The sequence below is a fragment of the Acinetobacter sp. YH18001 genome (assembly GCF_013416975.1).
GTDB classification, from domain to species: Bacteria; Pseudomonadota; Gammaproteobacteria; order Pseudomonadales; family Moraxellaceae; genus Acinetobacter; species Acinetobacter pseudolwoffii.
In genome coordinates this window covers 88898-106370 of the sequence record NZ_VPEU01000001.1, presented here as the reverse complement: position 1 = coordinate 106370, position 17473 = coordinate 88898, and the positions used below count along the sequence as shown (strand labels likewise).

Below are 17473 nucleotides of genomic sequence, written 5' to 3'. Positions count from 1 at the left end.
AAAGCCCGCCAATACAGGCTTTTTGTAGGGAAGTCTTAACGTGGCTGAACTGCACTTTCCAGCTGAATTAACACATTACCATGACGATCCAATAGTTTTAGGGTTTTACCAAATACCTGATAATGCGTCACCTTGGCTAAAGCTTCATTAAATTTTTGATCAAGCTGATCATTATGCATACAGGCCATGCGTGTTGTTGCCATCTGGCTTAAATTCAAAGTATCTTTGCCCGCCGTATAGCTGCCCATGATCCGGTTACAACCATCTGAACCGGAAACACGCTGGGTGCTGGTATCAAATTGCAGACTTGGAAGATGAGATGCAGTAGCTGCGGTCTTGATTTCAGTATTGCCAATCTGTGTGGCAATCCAGGTACGATTTTGCAAAAGTTGTAAATGATTCGTGGTTTGTGTGGTGGCGGTATTCGGCACGGTCTCGCAGCCCATTACAGCCAATACCGAGCCTAATAGGGCAATTGCAGTTAATTTTTTTAGCATGAAAGATACTCTGATTATTGATTAGCTATTTGTATATAAACAAAAAAATGACTCAGGTTCCAGTTGATTTTGTATCTTTATTTACAGTGATAAAAACGCCAGTTAATGTGTCTGAGGTGCAGGCAGGCCTTGACGAAGTCGCTGCGAATATTCCTGGCTAGACAGATCGGCGCTCTGTTTGACTCGTGGATTCACATGCGCCCGTTGGTACCAGGTGTGCATATCCCAGGATTGATCCAGCACTTTCAGATCATAGAGATAATTCGGTAAATAGCCGGACGCTAACAGTCGATAATCTGAAGGCAATTGTTGTTGCGATACTGCCTGAACCATATCAAAGACCAGAGTGGTGCAATTACTGGTCAGGGTGTTATACCACTTGGGTTCTCTGGCCAATTCATCGGCCTGGGCCAGATATTCTTTGAATAAGGCTTTGGCCTGAGCTTGGGGCATATTCACCGGAAAGAAATACACCTGCTCCCCGCGAATATTACTACGCGTATACACAATATCTTTTTCGTCCGATGCCACCAGACTCAATTCATATTTACGGAAAAACCCACCAATTGCAGAAAACTCTTCATGTTTTTCCTTGCGGATTTCAATCGAGAAGGTGAGAGGTTTTTGATTGGCAAAATCGAAGCTGACCAGCGTGTGGGCAATTTTCGGACCCATCCAGTAGGAGGTAATGATATTCACCCCGCTAATCTGGTTCAGGTCAAAACTGCGGCTTTCCCAACGTTCGATATAACGACCATCAGCTTGCCAGTCAAAGTTCCGGATATTGTGCAGGGTGACCTGATCGCCTTGTTGTTCATAGTGCAACAACTGAGCCACTTCAGGATTCCACTCCCGATCCTGACGCGCTTGCAGACTAAAATAGCCCAGCAGACAAAACAGAAAGACCAGAAGATATAGAATGCTATCGACTTTACGCGAGATCAGGTGCCGGGTGAAGTAGATCCCGAGTACCAGCAGGGAAAACGTTAACCAAACACCAATCAGGATCAAGCTGCCAATCTTGCCGAGAGGTTGCTGAACCCAGAGCATCAGGCTGAGCCACAGACTCGACAGAATGACAAAGAGGGTAAACAGGCTACCCAGCAGCCACAGACTCCAGTGCTTGGAAATATATTCGCGTCCCTGCATAGTCACTTTTTCATGAGAAATAGGCTTTATTTTCTGTAGGTTGCAAACTCAAAAGCAATCCCGGTTTTGTCGTCAATATGTTGCTCGGTCGCGACTTTTTTGAATTCTGCCGGAATTTCAGGATAATAGGCATGACCTTGTACATCCAGGTCGACATGGGTCAGTTCCAGACGGTCGGCAATGTCCATGGTCTGTTTAAAGATTTCACCGCCACCAATGATGAAAATGGTTTCAGGCTTTTCTGAAGCTTTCACATCTGCCACGGCTTGGCTCAGTGCATCTTCAATGCTATAAGCGACTTTGGTACCTGCAAATGCCCAGTTTGGATCACGAGTAATGACCCAGTTCACCCGTTTAGGTAGAGTACGTCCCATCGACTCTAGTGTCTTGCGACCCATCACCACCACACCGCCTTGGGTGATTTCCTTGAAGTGTTTCAGGTCGGCAGAGATATGCCAAGGTAGGTCATTGCCCTTGCCGATACAACGCTGCTGATCCATGGCGACGACGTGTACAACTTCTAAATCTTGAAATGACATGTATTGATCCTTCTCATCAAACCCAAAGCCCTTCGTGTAATTTTTTACTGGTACGAAGGAGAGGTTCACAATTTATCTTGATTGCCTTCACGCTTTAGGGCCGGGAATATATTTTGAAAGGAGTTGGCGATTCACGCGTGGTAAAAGGCCTCTCCCTAGCCCTCTCCGAGGAGGAGAGGGAATTTTATAATAAAGAAAATTAAACAGCGACAGGGGCTTTAATTCCTGGATGAGATTCATAACCGACAATTTCGATATCTTCAAATTTGAAATCGAACAGGTCTTTGATCTCAGGATTTAGTTTTAATTGACAAAGGCCTAATGGTTCACGGCTGAGCTGTAACTGTGCTTGTTCAAAATGGTTGCTGTACAAGTGGGTATCGCCACCAGTCCAGACAAAGTCACCAACATCCAGATCACAGACTTGCGCGATCATATGCGTCAACAAAGCATAGCTGGCAATATTAAATGGCACACCTAAAAATACATCGGCACTGCGCTGGTACAGCTGACAAGACAATTTGCCATTGTGTACAAAGAACTGGAACAGGGTATGGCAAGGGGGTAATGCGACCTGCCCCGCTTCATTCGGATTCCAGCCAGATACAATCAGACGGCGCGAATTCGGATTGGTTTTAATTTCATTAATCAACCATTTGATCTGGTCAAAACCATCCTGATTATAGCTATTATCTGCATTTTTGCTGGCACCAAAATTACGCCACTGGTGACCGTAAACTGGCCCCAGTTCACCTTCAGGGCGGCCAAAACGTGCGGTCTGTTCGGCGGTTGCCCACTCATCCCAAATCGAAACTTTATGATCTTTTAAATATTGAACGTTGGTGTCGCCTTTTAAAAACCATAATAATTCAATCACGATAGAACGGAAATGAACTTTTTTGGTGGTAAGTAAAGGGAAACCTTGGGAAAGATCGAAGCGCAGCTGATGACCAAATACCGAACGTGTCCCTGTACCGGTACGGTCGCCTTTATCACCGCCGTTGTCGAGAATGTGTTGTAAAAGGTCAAGATATTGGCGCATAGGTCTCTCTATTTAAATCTGTTGAAAATCGCCGTTTTAACAGCAGTATAGATTATTTCCAAAATAATTTGCTGTTGAAAGGGAGAATTTAAATTGCGCATATCATAGCATTTTTTGATGAGCTTTCATCGCTCAAACCAGAATAAAAAAGACCTCCTGATAGAGGTCTTTTTACAGTAAATTAAGCCGTTTTATGGCCAGTATGCACGGTGTGAATCAGATCAGACAGGTTATAACCTAAGGATTCTGCATAGCTTAAATATTCACGTTGAGTGGCTTCATCTAAAATCGTCCCGCGATGTAGCAGCCATAAGTATTCTTTACCAGGTTCGCCCACAAGGGCCGTCTGATAATCCGGATCGATTTTTAATACCCAGTAATCGCCCTTGGTAAACGGGATCCAACGCAGGCCTTCGGGTAAAAAGCTGACTTCAAGCTTGGCATGTTCTGCATCAACGATGCTGGCTTCAGCAATGGCTTCATCGAGCTTGCCATCGCCATCCAGACAGCGGTTCTGCACCCGAACTTTACCATTTTCATTCAAGCTATATACCGCAGAAATATCAGTGCTGTCTTCGGGCTGGTGTTTCATTGGCAAACGTGCAATTTCATACCAGGTACCTAAATATTGTTCTAAATTAAAATTTGAAACAGTGGCTAAATCCTGAGTCATTTTTTCTTCTCCGTTAATCTCAATTCAATATTAAAACTACCGAATTAGTTTAATACGAGATTTGCGGCTAAAAATGATGTAGTCCTGTAGTGAAATGTTATCTTGGAATAGTGCTTTGCAATGCATTAAATATGCCTACCAGATTGCCGAAAAAATAGATGAAGAGAATGCTTATTCAGGCATGCTCAGACTTTATTGGTTGTTTGAGTCTTATTTGCTTTACAATTTTTTTATAAAGATGATTATTTTTGTAATTACAGTAGAATGAAAGGCTTAATTTAAATGCTGTAAAAATAGACAAATTTGTTTACATTTTTTATGTGAAAAATAACATTTATCCGGCTAGTATCCTCCGCTTGTTAACAATATGAAAGCCTAAGTTGCAGGCGAGGAGCGGTTGGTAAGGCATGATCTATGATCATCAGGTGAACATGAGCGAAGTTTATGCTCCTGTGCAAGCGAATATCATGGTGCGTTCCCAATCGGAGCAAAGACCTAAAAAGCCAACGCAAAAAGCCACTGTCCGTAATGCTTCAGGCGCAGGCAATGGTCAGCGTATTAATATCGAGAAATTTACCAGTTATCTGCAAGGCATTACCCGAAATACCAGTACACAGAAATGTGCGCGCAGTATTCGTGTCGGTCTGCAATCTTCGGGTGCGAAAATTGTCAATCATCCCGTGGCAGCAGCGGATTGGGGAAATACCCTGATGCAACTGGGTTATAAGAAAATTAATGCTTCTTTTGACCGGCCGAAAAAAGGTGACATCTATATTATTGACCGTACCTCAAATCATAAATATGGACACATTGCGGCATATTCAGGCAGTGCCTGGGTGTCAGATTTCAAGCAGAATAGTCATGCAATCTATCGCACCAAAAACCTGACCTATAGTTACTATCGACTGGAAACATACTTCTAAGAAAATGCTGCGAAGTGATCAGTCCTCAAAGCGCTTCGCACGGTTTTCATAGACCGATACGATAAACAATCCAATCGCGGCAAAGCCAAGACATTGCAGACCCAAGGCAAGTTTCGCCCATGGCTGATGTTGCTCGGGTAAATAACCAAACAGGGTAATCAGTGCAATGATAGGAATGACCCGGCTTAAGGCGCTAAAACCATTGGCATAGGGATTGGACTTGGAGATTTTCAAGCGGAAATGATGCAGTAAATGCACGACAATTCCAATGCCCAGACTGACTGCGACCAACGCCGGACCTAACTGGGCCACAGTTGATGCTGCGTAAATGACAATACAGGTCGCAATAATCACCATCAGTTTGATTTGACGGTGACAGCGTTCGGAATACCAAAATTCAAGCATGTGGCGGCTCTGGATCGTGAGAGTTCTGATTGAGCAGCGATAGCGGTGAAAACAGACAAATTGCCAGTGCCATAAAAGCAATGCCTTGTGCACCCGGAATCAGGATTTCACCCTGCTGCATGTTCATAAAAACTAAAGCAATCAATAAGGCAATTGGAATCCAGGTCAGTAGTCTATACAGTAAACCGGTCGGCTTTTTGCTGGCAAAGTGGATTTTGCAGTAACGACAAATCAGAAAAATCACACCCGTACCGACAAACATCAGAATTGCATCCAAGGGCAGCGGTTCCATCCAGTACAACACTGCAGCTGTCACGGCAATCACAATAAAGATCAACAGTTTTTTTAGAACAGACACCTGTGGATTGAACCAGAACTCAAGCATAGTGATGAAGAAATCGAAAAGATAATCGGCACTTTAGCATATTTTGGCTATAAAAAAGCGAGGCCTGTGCCTCGCTCAATTAAGCTGGTTTTAACTGTTTTTCTGTGGCCCCCAGTCATAGATTTTCTTTTGGTAGGCATACCACATCATCCACAAGCCAATCAGGATCATTGGCAGGCTCAGGAATTGGCCCTTGCTCATCCAGCCAATAAACAGCTGACCATTGTCCGGCTCACGGAAGAACTCGACCACGAAGCGTGCCAGACCATAACCGATCAGGAACAGTGCAGAGACCGCCATACGTGGACGCGGCTTGGAACTGAACCACCACAATACAATAAACAGAATCAGGCCTTCACACAGCGCCTGATACAATTGTGATGGATGACGCACCAGCTGCAAAGGATCGGTCGGGAAAATCATGCCCCAGGCAAAGTTGGGATCGGTCACCTGACGGCCATACAATTCACCGCCAATAAAATTACCAATCCGGCCAAACATCAGCCCCGTTGGTACGCAGGGTGCGATAAAATCCAGGGTCTGGAACCAGGTCATCTTGTATTTCCGGCACCACCACAGCATGGCCAGAATGACACCGAGGAAACCACCGTGGAAGCTCATACCACCGGTCCAGATCTGGAATAACCATAAAGGATCTGCGAGGAACTGAGAAAAACCATAGAACAAGACATAACCGACACGGCCACCGATGATGACACCAAGCGCACCGAAGAAAATCAGGTCAGAGACCATATCTGGCGTCCAGCCGCGTTGTTTGGCTCGAAACGTTGCCAATCCCCAGGCAAATAAAAATGCCAGTAAGTACATCAGTCCATACCAGTGGACTTGCAGGGGCCCGAGCGAAATCGCGACGGGATCAATATTGGGATAGGTGAGCATTCCTGTTCCTTGTGATTCTGTTTTGCACAGATTTTAGCTGAAAGCAAAGAAAAATGTTGTACATTCAATGTGTAAAGATCGAGAGCGTAAATTATGTGTATCGTGGCACTGGCTTGGCGGGTTGTGGATGAGACCCCATTATGTCTGATTTCAAATCGGGATGAATTCTATCAGCGGCCTACACAGGCATTGCATGAATGGGAAGATAGTCCGATTATTGCCGGGCAGGATTTGCAGTCGGGCGGCACCTGGATGGGTATCACGGCCTCAGGTCGCTGGGCAGTGATTACCAATTTTCGCAACGGGCAAGATCGGACAGATTATCCGACTTCACGTGGTCATATCATCCAGGATTTTTTAAATTCGGACTTAACGCCGATTCGTTTCGCACAAGATCTGGAACAACGGCAGTGTGACTATGCCGGTTTTAACCTGTTCGTTGGAGACCAGCAGCAGGCGGTGTATATGAGCAATCGCGGCGAAGCACCGCAAGTGCTGGCACAAGGCGTCTATGTTGTCTCCAACGGCCTGATGAGCGAAGACTGGTATAAGACCCGGCATTTGCGTAAACGCTTTACCCAGGAATTTTTACCCATGCTGCAACAACCAGCCATGCCAGAAACTGATCTGTGTCATGCGGTTTGGGATATTCTGGAAGATGAACGCAAGGTGATTCCTGAACTGTTGCCGGAAACAGGGATCTCGGTTGAAATGGAACATCTGCTGTCCTCGACTTTTATTCAAAGCCCGACTTACGGCACCCGTTGCTCGAATTTTCTAAGAATGCAGCGAGGACAATGGCACTGGATCGAGAAGTCACAACAAGGTGTGACTGCAGGGCAATTGATCGAGAAAATCATGATGCTACAACAATAATCCCAGATAAAAAATGCCGACATCTGCCGGCATTTTAATGAAACTTATTTTTTTATGCTGTCGCTTGTTCCAAGGCTTCACCGGCAATCGCACCGCCATCCTTACGGGTAATGACCACAGTCGCAGAGCGAGGCACTTTGCCTAAACGGCTATAACGCTCGCTTTGATTGGCTGGCCATGCACCGCCTGGATGCTGCACATTGACGAAAATTGCTTTGTAGTCCGGCGTAATCGTCACACCGGTAATTTCACAGCCCGATGGACCTGTGAGAAAGCGGCGAACCCGATCATTATTCAGTTTGGCACCGACAAAGGTTTCCTGTCCTTCAGCCTTGGTGCTGGCTGCCAATGCTTTTCTGCCATCACCGACTGTACCTGGCAGGGCTGCCAGCATCATACAGTTGGTTTCATCGGTGTACTGGCCATCATCCGTCTGGATCCACAAAATACCACGCGGATCGAACCACATCCCGTCCGGGCTAGAGAAGTCATTTAAATCATCCAGACCTGAAAGGTTGATGTTAGAGGCAGCACGTGCTTCTGCACCGAACAGGAAGATATCCCAGGCAAATGTTGTTGCTTTGACATTATTCTCATTTTCACTAAAACGGATAATGTGACCATTCATATTGCCTGAATTGCTGGCATTTGAATCTTTGAAGTCGATATAGCTACGTGGGTTTGCTGCATCGGTCGGGTAGGCGCGTCCGCGGTTACCGTTATTGGTGAGCGTGACATAGACTTCACCATTTTCCGGATTGACTGCAACCCATTCCGGACGATCCATTTTGGTCGCACCGACATGGTCGGCAGCAAGACGGAGATTAATGACGATATCGTCTTGGCCTGCAAATGGATAAATTTCGTTGGCAGCAGTTAAACCATTTTTACCATAACTGAGTTCTAACCATTCACCAGTACCATCATCATTGAATTTAGCGACATATAATGTGCCTTTATCCATGTATTTATCACCAGCAGTATAACCCCCATTGACATCTTTCGGATCCCAGACTGCATCAGAAACAAATTTATAGATATATTCGCCGGTTGCATCATCCCCCATATAGAAGGCTAATGGCTGACCCGGAATCGGATTACTACAGCGGCAGTCTTCATGGGCAAAGCGGCCCAATGCAGTACGTTTAACTGGACGTGTGTTCGCGCTAAATGGATCAATCTCGACAATGAAGCCGCAGGTATTCATGACATTACGATAATCGGCTAAAGCATTTGCGCCTTTAACCGAAATATCCCAACGATCATAAAGTCCTTTATCACCGGTTAATTCAGCAACCGGAGTATTCCAGCGGTATTGAGATGAACGGGCCTCACTACCGCCACGACCATAACGGGATAATGCAATTTCTTCTTTTGCAATCGCGCGGGTATCATTGGCTTGACGGGCAAAATAACCACTCCAGTTTTCTTCAGCGGTTAAGTAAGTGCCCCAAGGTGTATACCCATTACCACAGTTGGCAAAGGTGCCGCGCGTCAACGTTCCATCGGGTGAGAAAATCGTTTTCACCAAGTCAGAGCCGCGAGCGGGTCCATGAATTTCCATCTCGGTTGCTGCCGTGATACGACGGTTAAACTTAGAATTTAAGTTAATTTTAACCTCTTGTGTATTGGCATCTTTGCTAATCTCAATTACCGAAACCCCATGCGCATTCACTTCACGAAGGACCTGATCTTCTGGACGTACACCGTCGATCGTAATCGGGCCTTCTGGCGTATGGAGTTGAGCTTGTTGCAGGTATTCGTGATTTAAAACCAGTAAACCTTGGGTGGACTCTTTGGCCGCATAGTTTTTGTTGCTTGGATGCATACCGAAAAAGCTCATGCCGTCATGGTTATCGCCTGCACGGAACTGATAAGAAGCACCTGAAGCTAATGTTACATCTGTCTTTTCTGAATATGCAGGGTTAATTGGATCACCGACCGCATATAGCACTTTCAGTTCATAGCCTTCAGGCACGCTAAAGAAGTTTTGCGTATTTTTGCGAACCGGCTCAAAGGTCAATTTATTCGGGCGCGCTTTCAGGTCACTCCATGCATGTTGATCTGGGTTCGTGGTGTCTGGTGGTGTGGTGGGGTTAGTGTCAGGCGTGCCAGAATCATTATCATCATCTGAACAACCACTTACTGTTGCTGCAAAGGCTAAGGCCATTGCCCCACTGGTGGTTTTTGCAATAAAACTACGGCGACTGGTGTATTGATCCAGAATTGTTTGAAAGTGGCTATTGTTTGAATTATTACTGTCTTCAACCAGATCCTGGCAAGGTATCATGTCTTCGTTTTTCATTTTAAAGTCTCAAGTAAAAATAAGTGCTTGGTGGTGTAGAAGTTTTCAATACCTTAAGCTTGGGATATGACACTAATCTTAAGGAAATGTTGCATTAAAGTTAAATAAATCAGTATTTTAATAATATTTTGAAAATAAAAAGACAGCCGGAGCTGCCTGAGTTAAAGCATGATTTTTGTTTTGGCTGATTGTTCTTATTGCGCTTTTAAACGCCGTTTTTCGATCAGTTTTCCGGCCAGCAAACCCAGTTCAAACAGCAACCACATCGGTACAGCCAACATGATCATCGACAGTGCATCTGGTGGTGTCACGAACATCGCGACAAAGAAACAGCCGACAATAATAAAGCGCCGTTTCTCCACCAGGGTTTGTGTTGAAACTGCCCCAATCAGGATTAAAACCAAGGTAATAATCGGGATTTCAAAGGTAAAACCAAAGACCAGAAACAGCTTTAAACAGAAGCTAAGATAACTGTTAATGTCGGTCATCGGTGCCACAGTTTCCGGCGAGACACTGATAAAAAAATGCAGGATCGAAGGTAAGGCCACAAAGTAGGCAAAGCTGATCCCGGTATAAAACAGCACAATACTGCCGATCAAAAGCGGCAGTGCCAGACTCTTTTCTTTGGCATATAACGCCGGTTTAACAAATGTCCAGAGCTGATACAGAATAAACGGCATTGTGATCATCAGCGCCACAAAGAAATTCAGCTTGAACGGAGCCATGAATGTTGCCGTCACATCCGTGGCAATCATGGTCGAGCTGGCAGGCAATTGTGCCCGTAAAGGTTCAGATAACCATTGATAGGTCTGATTGGCAAAGGGCAGCAAACAGAAAAACAGGCCAATCAGGACAGCAACCACTTTAAACAGATGTTTTCTTAACACCACCAAATGCTGGGTAATCGGCATCTCTTCAAGGTTCAGCGCTGCAGCATCATTTGAGGCAGGTGTGGTCGGTAAAGACGTCATACGGCCACCTTCATTTCTGTATAGCGTTGTTGGGAAATCACTGCTTGAGTTTGTGCAGGCTGAGGTAAATACACCGCTGATACGGGCTGTACCACAGGCTGATAGCGAAGCACGGGCTGGGCAGCCTGAGGCTTTATTTTTAATTCATCAGTTGCAATCGGCTGCTGCAAATCTGCCATTTGTGCCTGCATCTTGGCTTCCAGTTGCTGGATCCGCTGCATTTCGGCCTGCATCTGTTCTCGCAGTTCGGACAAGCGTAATTCACGATCCAGATCGTTCTGAACATTGCTGACCATGCGCTTGATCTTGCCATACCATGTTCCGACAAAACGGACTGCCTCAGGTAACTTGTCTGGCCCAAGCACCAGAAGTGCAATAATCCCGAAAATCAGCAGCTCGGTCATTCCGATATTGAGCATAGCGGACTCTTAACTCTTGATCGAGGTTTCAGGGGTTTTGACTTGTGCATCAATAGTTCGCGGTTCTTGCAGCTTGGCCATTTCTGCTTCTTCATCTTTGACTGATTTTTTAAAGTCTTTAATTGCACCGCCGACATCTTTACCCAGGTTTTTCAGCTTCGATGTACCAAACAATAAAATCACCACAATTGCAAAAATCAGCACATGCCAAATTGATAATCCTGCCATTATTTTATCCTCTATATTTCATGCCCCTATCTCAGCAGGCTTGTATGACAATGCAGTGACGCTTTAATGACAGTTTGCCGACACGGCAGCAGGGTAATGAGTAATTCATATGAAAAATCTATCATTAGATGAAAAGGATGCTGTGCTAGCATATAACCTGATATGGAAATCTCAGCAGCACTGTCATGGCCTTGATTCTTCCCCTGCTGTCTTTTTTGATTGGTTATTGGGGCGTGCAATATTTAAAGCCAATTCGACCTGTCTTGGCGGCTTTATTGGCACGTGTCCTGATTCCTGTGCTGATTATTTACAATATGGTGTTTTATAAAGCGGGCAGTCTGTGGCTGATGGGCTTTAGTATTTTTAGTTCAATTGTGCTGTTTAGCCTGTTTTATTATTTTGCCAAAGATAAATTGCGTGCGCTGTGTTTTAGCTATTTGAATGGCGTATGGCTCGGTCTGCCGTTTGCCTTAGCAGTGTTTGGCACTGACGCAATGTCGACCATGATTGCACTTTATATTGGTGGCTCATTATTTGGGAATGTCAGTGCTGTCATTGCCGTGAGCCAAACTCGCCAAGATTGGACATTTATTCTGAAAAATGTCCTGCAATCACCACCGGTGATCGCACTCAGTATTGCAGGGGTTTTATCATTTTGGGACTTTAGTCATTATGAGTTTCATCCCATCCTTCAATGGGCATATGCAGCCAATAAATTTTTAGTCACTTTTGCAGGAATGTGCATTTTGGGCATGTGGCTGCGTCATGTCCGTATTCAGCTGAGGGATTTAAAGCGCAGTCTGGTGCTGATCAGCGGGCGCTTTATTTTTGCATTAGGCTTGGCTGGTATTGCCTATATATTCTTGCCGATTCCACATCAGCTCCTGACTTATAGTGTAATGATGATGTATTTCTTATTGCCACCGGCAGCGAACATCGTGGCTTTAGAAACCCATTATCAGGGCACAGGGCATTCCGCTAAATATATTGCTTCGGGGACGATTGCGAGTGCAATTTTGATTGGGATCTATGGGCTGGTGTTGCATGCGGTGATGCCTACGCTATAAAGTTTCCTTTTTTGGAGAGAAGGCTAGAAAGAGTTATAAAGTCCCCCTTTGAAAAATGGGGATTTAGGGGGATTCATTAATGTTTAAATCTCTCCCAACCTCCCTTTGGAAAAGGGAGGGGTAAAACAAATTATTTCGCCAAACTGGCTTTAAACAGCTGCATGGCCTGACCACGATGACTGATTTTATTCTTTTCTTCTTTGCTCATTTCTGCACTGGAAATACCGAGTTCCGGCAACCAGAACAGCGGGTCATAACCGAAGCCATTTTCACCGCGTGCTGCTTCTAAAATTTCACCCGTCCAGATGCCCTGGAAAATTTGTGGCAGTGGATCTTCAGCATGTTGAACCAGTGCCAGTACACAGACAAACATGCCTTCAATCGCTTCGCTATCTTTACGCAATGGTTTAAGGTCTACTAGAAGTTTCTCATTATTGGCGGCATCATTGCCATGTTCACCGGCATAACGTGCTGAGTAGATCCCAGGAGCTCCGCCAAGAACTGGCACACAAATGCCTGAATCATCGGCAATCGCCGGTTTACCTGAGATTTTAGCCGCGTGGCGTGCCTTGATAATGGCATTTTCAACAAAGCTTAAGCCATCTTCGATGGCATCTTCGATATTCAGTTGACCTTGAGGAATCACATCTACCGGCAGTTGCAGTTCCGCAAACATTTTCTCAAACTCGGCAATTTTACCTTTGTTATTACTTGCCAATACCAGTGTGCCTTGGGATAACCAATCTGTAGAAGCCATGTGTCACTCATTCTCTAAATATCAATCGTGCTATTTTAACTGCCATTGCGGGTTTGTAGGCAATAAAAAAGCACCCGAAGGTGCTATTTATACCATTCAGCTTTATTGTGCCTGAATCCATCTGTCGGCACGGTCACGCGCCTGACGGATCTGTTCCTGGGTCAAGTTTGCCGCCAATGCTGTTTTCTTGCCTTCAGAAAGGGTAATCACTTTATTGTCGAGCATGCCATCACGGGTAGACAGTTCATACCACTGATAAGCACCCATGTAGTTTTTCTTTTTCTCTTCCATCATGGCCAGGTTAAAGCTGGCACGGTTATCACCACGGCTGGCTGCTTTTTCAAAATACTGACGTGCCAGCGCTTCATCTTTTCGGGTGCCCATGCCATCTGCCAGCATACGGCCGACATTTAACTGCGCCACGGCTAAACCTTGATCGGCAGCAGCTTTGTACCAGGCAAAGGCCTGTCGTTCATCTTTTTGAATGTCTTTGCCATACTGGTATTTGGTGGCCAGATAAAACTGTGCACCGGCCTGACCTGCTTTAGCTGCTTTGATCAGACTGTTGATATCCATTACTGAATACTGAGCCGCTTGACTGGCAACAGAAGGACTTGGAGCAACATAGTCGGCATGGGCTTGCATGCCAAAAAGTCCAGCCAGTAGCGTCGTACCTAATAATAATTTTTTCATAGCGCGCTCACTCGATAAATTGCGACTTCACCAAATAGATTAGGGAGATGTTTGCTGAGCAAACTATCTTCTTGATTCCCGTTCACAGCGAGTCGATTAATAATTTTGATGTTATTTTCCGCACAAAGTGCTTCAAAATCACGAAATGTACATAAGTGGATATTCGGGGTGTTATACCACATATACGGCAAGGCTTCAGAAACCGGCATTCTCCCTTTGATTGCCAAGAAAGAACGGGTCTTCCAATGCGCAAAGTTCGGAAAGGTAATAATGGCCTGTTTCCCTACACGCACCATATCACGCAATAATACGTCAGGTGCATCTACAGCCTGCAAAGCTTGTGCCATGACCACATTGTCAAAAGACTGGTCGGCAAAGCGGCTTAAACCGAGGTTTAAGTCTTGTTGGATGATATTTAACCCGCGACTGACCGCAATTGCAATCTTTTCCTGATCAATTTCTAATCCGTATGCGCGAATATCGTGTTTTTTACTCATTTGTGCCAGCAGTTCACCATCGCCACAACCCAGGTCAAGTACGCTAGAACCGGGCTTAATCCACTTTTCAGCGAGTTGTTGATCGATACGCATTATACGGTCTCCTTCGGTGTGGCTTTCAGGTGTTCTTCACCACCCAGGAATGCACGCAAAGATTTTACATACAGGGGAATCGGGAACAGGAAGGAATCATGACCCTGTTCGGCATCAATATCTAAATAGCTCACCGGTTTATGATTGCTAATTAAGGCATCCACAATTTCCTGCGAGCGGGCAGGGGTAAAACGCCAGTCAGTGGTGAAGGACACCACCAAAAATTTGCACCGGGTATGGGCCATGGCTTTTTTCAGTGACTGTTCATATTCACGTGACGGATCAAAATAATCCAGTGCCTTGGTCATGATCAGATAGGTATTGGCATCGAAGTTACGGCTGAACTGTTCACCTTGATAACGCAAATAACTTTCGACCTGGAATTCGACATCAAAACCATACATAAATTTGCCAGATTTCAGATCACGGCCAAATTTCTGCTTCATGGCTTCTTCGGACAGGTAGGTAATATGACCGACCATACGCGCCAGGATCAGGCCACGTTTGGGATAGCTGTCATTTTCCAGATAACGGCCGTTGTGGAAGTCAGGATCAGACAAAATTGACTGACGTGCTACTTCATTAAAGGCAATATTCTGTGCTGAAAGTTTTGGCGCACTGGCAATAATCACACATTTTCTTAAACGGTTCGGGTAATCCACTGACCATTGCAGTGCCTGCATGCCACCGAGTGAACCACCAATGATGGCATCCCAAGTCTGAATGCCTAAACGATCGGACAATAAAGCCTGAGTTTTAACCCAGTCGCGGACCGTGACCAGCGGAAAATCTGGACCATAAGGACGGTTTTCATTTTCAGGATTTGGTGAGGTTGGACCGGTAGAGCCACTACAGCCCCCAATATTATTCAGTGAAACCACAAAGAATTTTGCAGTATCAATGGCTTTGCCGGGACCAATACAGGCGTCCCACCAGCCGGCCTTTTTATCATCTTCATGATGATAACCTGCGGCATGATGATGACCAGAAAGGGCATGACAAATCAGAATGGCATTCGACTTGTCAGCATTTAAGGTACCGTAAGTTTCAACCATCAGTTCAAAACGGGGGAGGATGCGACCGCATTCAAGCTCTAACGGCTCTTCAAATTGGAACTTTTGTGGGACAACAATGCCCACTGAGTCAGCTGGAAAAGACACGGGGAGGATTCGCCTTAAAATCTTGAGTATGAATAATAAAAGGATACCACTAGCGGATATCCTTCTAAAGTCATTTTAGTGCTATGAATTATCGCTAATTCTAATACAGCCGGTTAGACCGCAGCAGCGATTACCTGATCAGTGCTTAATACACCTTGATCAATCAGACGGTTGGTCGATGCAAGAATTGCTTCGATCGAAGAGGTCACGATGTTGTCATGCACACCCGCACCAAAGGCAGACTTGCCAGTGCCTTTGACTTGCAGTTCAATCAAGGCCAAGGCTTTGGCATGCGCACCTGAACTGATGCTGCGCTCTTCATAGTTCACCACATCAATCGGTAACTGAAGTGCATCCAAGATTGCAGAAATTGGACCATTGCCTTCACCGCGAACACGGCGGGACTGACCCTCAACTTCAAGATCCAGCTCAATCACCTGATTGCCATTGTCATCCGATAACTTGTAGTTCTTAGTTGAGTAATGTACATGTTTAACATCGACATAAGTCTCTTTAAACAACTTCCAGATCTCGGTTGCAGAAATTTCAGTGCCTTGTTCATCGGTACGTTTTTGTACAATTTGCGAGAACTCGATTTGTAAACGACGTGGTAAAGTCACGTTGTAATTCGATTCTAACAAGTAGGCGATACCGCCTTTACCTGACTGTGAGTTAACGCGAATCACCGCATCATAGTCACGGCCCAAGTCTTTTGGATCGATTGGTAAATATGGCATATCCCACATTTCTTGGTCTTTCTGGAATTCGAAACCTTTTTTGATCGCATCCTGATGTGAGCCGGAGAATGCAGTAAAGACCAAATCACCTGCGTATGGATGACGTGGATGTACTGGCAAACCGGTACATTCTTCTACAGTCGCGATAATTTCATTGATATTGGAGAAATCCAGGTTTGGCGCAACACCTTGGGTATACATGTTCAATGCGATTGCTGCCACATCGACATTACCGGTACGCTCACCGTTCCCAAACACACAACCTTCAACACGATCGGCACCAGCCATCATCGCCAATTCAGATGCCGCGATGCCGCAACCACGGTCATTATGACAGTGCACTGAAATAATCACGCCGTCACGACGCTGAATATTGCGGTGCATCCATTCGATTTGATCGGCATAGATATGTGGACCTGAAACTTCTACCGTTGCTGGCAAGTTCAAGATCACTTTATTGGTCGGTGATGCTTCCCAGATTTCAGTCACAGCATCACAGACATCTTTTGCAACTTCTAATTCAGTCGCAGTGAAACATTCCGGGCTGTACTGGAAGACAAATTCAGTTTCAGGCTGTTTTGCGGCATATTCTTTGACTTTTTGTGCTGCATTGACGGCTAATTGTTTTGCGCCCGCTACATCTACATTTAAGACTTTCTCGCGGAAAGTCGGTGAATTGGAGTTGTAGATATGCACAATGGCACGTTTTGCACCCTGTAAAGATTCAAAGGTACGAGCAATTAAATGATCACGGGCTTGAACCAAAACTTCGATATAAACATCTTCAGGAATATGATCTTCTTCAATCAATTTACGAGTGAAATCAAAGTCAATTTGCGATGCTGAAGGGAAACCAATTTCAATATGCTTGAAACCGATTTTCACCAACATCTGGAACATCTTGAATTTTTGCTCCATGTTCATTGGCTCGAAGATCGCCTGGTTACCATCACGCAGGTCAGTACTCATCCAGATTGGCGCTTTGTTGATTTCATTGTTCGGCCATTGACGGTCTGGTAAGTCCACACGTTGATACATGCGACGGTATTTTTTACTTGGATCAGCCAACATCATGAGAGAGCTCCTTGTGTAACCTGATAGAGTCTGCGCTTGGTTGAAGCACTGGCAAAGGTTACCGAATAGATTGTGTCTATAAT

Annotated in this window: 20 protein-coding genes; 3 read left to right on the top strand and 17 right to left on the bottom strand. The window is 45.2% G+C overall.

Annotated elements, in window-relative coordinates:
• Positions 1–35: 35 nt before the first annotated feature.
• The 5 genes from FTV48_RS00490 to FTV48_RS00470 form a co-directional block, all read right to left on the bottom strand.
• Positions 36–497, bottom strand: coding sequence for an META domain-containing protein (locus tag FTV48_RS00490; protein WP_100534637.1), 462 nt, complete (start codon positions 495–497; stop codon positions 36–38).
• 102 nt (positions 498–599) lie between these two features.
• Entirely contained in the window at positions 600–1646 is a 1047-nt protein-coding gene (locus tag FTV48_RS00485) for a DUF4105 domain-containing protein (protein WP_005095536.1), read from the bottom strand.
• Positions 1647–1672: 26 nt separating this feature from the next.
• Entirely contained in the window at positions 1673–2185 is a 513-nt protein-coding gene (locus tag FTV48_RS00480) for a dihydrofolate reductase (protein WP_179999078.1), read from the bottom strand.
• A 199-nt stretch (positions 2186–2384) separates the two neighbouring features.
• Positions 2385–3227, bottom strand: a complete 843-nt coding sequence (gene thyA / locus FTV48_RS00475) for a thymidylate synthase (protein ID WP_179999077.1) — start codon at positions 3225–3227, stop codon at positions 2385–2387.
• A 181-nt stretch (positions 3228–3408) separates the two neighbouring features.
• Positions 3409–3900 (bottom strand): lipocalin family protein, encoded by a 492-nt coding sequence (locus FTV48_RS00470; RefSeq protein WP_179999075.1) that lies wholly within the window; start codon positions 3898–3900, stop codon positions 3409–3411.
• Positions 3901–4307: 407 nt separating this feature from the next.
• On the opposite strand from FTV48_RS00470, the gene FTV48_RS00465 reads away from it, so the two are divergent.
• Positions 4308–4823 carry a hypothetical protein gene (locus tag FTV48_RS00465; RefSeq protein ID WP_005095543.1) on the top strand — a complete coding sequence of 172 codons (516 nt, stop codon included), beginning with the start codon at positions 4308–4310 and terminating at the stop codon, positions 4821–4823.
• An 18-nt stretch (positions 4824–4841) separates the two neighbouring features.
• Here FTV48_RS00465 and FTV48_RS00460 read toward each other — a convergent pair whose 3' ends face one another.
• The 3 genes from FTV48_RS00460 to lgt all read right to left on the bottom strand — a co-directional run bounded on the left by FTV48_RS00460 (position 4842) and on the right by lgt (position 6513).
• A complete protein-coding gene (locus FTV48_RS00460) occupies positions 4842–5228 on the bottom strand; it encodes a hypothetical protein (RefSeq protein WP_100534633.1) in 387 nt (128 codons plus the stop codon).
• A complete protein-coding gene (locus tag FTV48_RS00455; protein ID WP_100534632.1) occupies positions 5221–5613 on the bottom strand; it encodes a hypothetical protein in 393 nt (130 codons plus the stop codon). Before FTV48_RS00455 ends, FTV48_RS00460 begins: the two co-directional genes overlap by 8 nt.
• A 90-nt stretch (positions 5614–5703) precedes the next feature.
• Entirely contained in the window at positions 5704–6513 is an 810-nt protein-coding gene (lgt, locus tag FTV48_RS00450; RefSeq protein ID WP_005095548.1) for a prolipoprotein diacylglyceryl transferase, read from the bottom strand.
• Positions 6514–6606: 93 nt separating this feature from the next.
• Here lgt and FTV48_RS00445 point away from each other — a divergent pair, with 93 nt between their 5' ends.
• Positions 6607–7389, top strand: a complete 783-nt coding sequence (locus tag FTV48_RS00445; RefSeq protein ID WP_005095550.1) for an NRDE family protein — start codon at positions 6607–6609, stop codon at positions 7387–7389.
• A gap of 52 nt (positions 7390–7441) precedes the next feature.
• On the opposite strand, the gene FTV48_RS00440 is transcribed toward FTV48_RS00445, so the two are convergent.
• From FTV48_RS00440 to tatA, 4 genes are all read right to left on the bottom strand, one after another.
• Complete coding sequence (locus FTV48_RS00440; protein WP_179999073.1) at positions 7442–9694, bottom strand: PhoX family phosphatase; 2253 nt, start codon at positions 9692–9694, stop codon at positions 7442–7444.
• A gap of 194 nt (positions 9695–9888) precedes the next feature.
• Entirely contained in the window at positions 9889–10665 is a 777-nt protein-coding gene (tatC, locus tag FTV48_RS00435; protein WP_100355647.1) for a twin-arginine translocase subunit TatC, read from the bottom strand.
• Positions 10662–11084: a Sec-independent protein translocase protein TatB gene (gene tatB, locus FTV48_RS00430; RefSeq protein WP_100355648.1), complete on the bottom strand. Its 423-nt coding sequence runs from the start codon at positions 11082–11084 to the stop codon at positions 10662–10664. The genes tatC and tatB overlap by 4 nt, the downstream gene beginning before the upstream one ends.
• Positions 11085–11093: 9 nt before the next feature.
• Positions 11094–11312 carry a Sec-independent protein translocase subunit TatA gene (gene tatA / locus FTV48_RS00425; protein WP_100355649.1) on the bottom strand — a complete coding sequence of 73 codons (219 nt, stop codon included), beginning with the start codon at positions 11310–11312 and terminating at the stop codon, positions 11094–11096.
• A gap of 185 nt (positions 11313–11497) precedes the next feature.
• On the opposite strand from tatA, the gene FTV48_RS00420 reads away from it, so the two are divergent.
• A complete protein-coding gene (locus tag FTV48_RS00420) occupies positions 11498–12379 on the top strand; it encodes a permease (RefSeq protein ID WP_100534627.1) in 882 nt (293 codons plus the stop codon).
• Positions 12380–12509: 130 nt separating this feature from the next.
• On the opposite strand, the gene rdgB is transcribed toward FTV48_RS00420, so the two are convergent.
• The 5 genes from rdgB to leuA all read right to left on the bottom strand — a co-directional run bounded on the left by rdgB (position 12510) and on the right by leuA (position 17390).
• Positions 12510–13136, bottom strand: coding sequence for an RdgB/HAM1 family non-canonical purine NTP pyrophosphatase (rdgB, locus tag FTV48_RS00415; RefSeq protein ID WP_074383999.1), 627 nt, complete (start codon positions 13134–13136; stop codon positions 12510–12512).
• A 102-nt stretch (positions 13137–13238) separates the two neighbouring features.
• Positions 13239–13829: a tetratricopeptide repeat protein gene (locus FTV48_RS00410; protein ID WP_100534625.1), complete on the bottom strand. Its 591-nt coding sequence runs from the start codon at positions 13827–13829 to the stop codon at positions 13239–13241.
• Positions 13826–14419, bottom strand: coding sequence for a methionine biosynthesis protein MetW (metW, locus tag FTV48_RS00405; protein ID WP_004278415.1), 594 nt, complete (start codon positions 14417–14419; stop codon positions 13826–13828). The genes FTV48_RS00410 and metW overlap by 4 nt, the downstream gene beginning before the upstream one ends.
• Positions 14419–15579, bottom strand: coding sequence for a homoserine O-acetyltransferase (locus FTV48_RS00400; protein ID WP_100329258.1), 1161 nt, complete (start codon positions 15577–15579; stop codon positions 14419–14421). The genes metW and FTV48_RS00400 overlap by 1 nt, the downstream gene beginning before the upstream one ends.
• Before the next feature lie 113 nt (positions 15580–15692).
• Positions 15693–17390 carry a 2-isopropylmalate synthase gene (gene leuA, locus FTV48_RS00395; protein WP_159138504.1) on the bottom strand — a complete coding sequence of 566 codons (1698 nt, stop codon included), beginning with the start codon at positions 17388–17390 and terminating at the stop codon, positions 15693–15695.
• Positions 17391–17473 lie beyond the last annotated feature (83 nt).

What these genes read in the sequence shown, in the direction of transcription:
- FTV48_RS00490 (WP_100534637.1), bottom strand. Translation starts at nt 497, where the DNA reads ATGCTAAAAAAATTAACTGCAATTGCCCTATTAGGCTCGGTATTGGCT.
- FTV48_RS00485 (WP_005095536.1), bottom strand. Translation starts at nt 1,646, where the DNA reads ATGCAGGGACGCGAATATATTTCCAAGCACTGGAGTCTGTGGCTGCTG.
- FTV48_RS00480 (WP_179999078.1), bottom strand. Translation starts at nt 2,185, where the DNA reads ATGTCATTTCAAGATTTAGAAGTTGTACACGTCGTCGCCATGGATCAG.
- thyA (WP_179999077.1), bottom strand. Translation starts at nt 3,227, where the DNA reads ATGCGCCAATATCTTGACCTTTTACAACACATTCTCGACAACGGCGGT.
- FTV48_RS00470 (WP_179999075.1), bottom strand. Translation starts at nt 3,900, where the DNA reads ATGACTCAGGATTTAGCCACTGTTTCAAATTTTAATTTAGAACAATAT.
- FTV48_RS00465 (WP_005095543.1), top strand. Translation starts at nt 4,308, where the DNA reads ATGATCTATGATCATCAGGTGAACATGAGCGAAGTTTATGCTCCTGTG.
- FTV48_RS00460 (WP_100534633.1), bottom strand. Translation starts at nt 5,228, where the DNA reads ATGCTTGAATTTTGGTATTCCGAACGCTGTCACCGTCAAATCAAACTG.
- FTV48_RS00455 (WP_100534632.1), bottom strand. Translation starts at nt 5,613, where the DNA reads ATGCTTGAGTTCTGGTTCAATCCACAGGTGTCTGTTCTAAAAAAACTG.
- lgt (WP_005095548.1), bottom strand. Translation starts at nt 6,513, where the DNA reads ATGCTCACCTATCCCAATATTGATCCCGTCGCGATTTCGCTCGGGCCC.
- FTV48_RS00445 (WP_005095550.1), top strand. Translation starts at nt 6,607, where the DNA reads ATGTGTATCGTGGCACTGGCTTGGCGGGTTGTGGATGAGACCCCATTA.
- FTV48_RS00440 (WP_179999073.1), bottom strand. Translation starts at nt 9,694, where the DNA reads ATGAAAAACGAAGACATGATACCTTGCCAGGATCTGGTTGAAGACAGT.
- tatC (WP_100355647.1), bottom strand. Translation starts at nt 10,665, where the DNA reads ATGACGTCTTTACCGACCACACCTGCCTCAAATGATGCTGCAGCGCTG.
- tatB (WP_100355648.1), bottom strand. Translation starts at nt 11,084, where the DNA reads ATGCTCAATATCGGAATGACCGAGCTGCTGATTTTCGGGATTATTGCA.
- tatA (WP_100355649.1), bottom strand. Translation starts at nt 11,312, where the DNA reads ATGGCAGGATTATCAATTTGGCATGTGCTGATTTTTGCAATTGTGGTG.
- FTV48_RS00420 (WP_100534627.1), top strand. Translation starts at nt 11,498, where the DNA reads ATGGCCTTGATTCTTCCCCTGCTGTCTTTTTTGATTGGTTATTGGGGC.
- rdgB (WP_074383999.1), bottom strand. Translation starts at nt 13,136, where the DNA reads ATGGCTTCTACAGATTGGTTATCCCAAGGCACACTGGTATTGGCAAGT.
- FTV48_RS00410 (WP_100534625.1), bottom strand. Translation starts at nt 13,829, where the DNA reads ATGAAAAAATTATTATTAGGTACGACGCTACTGGCTGGACTTTTTGGC.
- metW (WP_004278415.1), bottom strand. Translation starts at nt 14,419, where the DNA reads ATGCGTATCGATCAACAACTCGCTGAAAAGTGGATTAAGCCCGGTTCT.
- leuA (WP_159138504.1), bottom strand. Translation starts at nt 17,390, where the DNA reads ATGATGTTGGCTGATCCAAGTAAAAAATACCGTCGCATGTATCAACGT.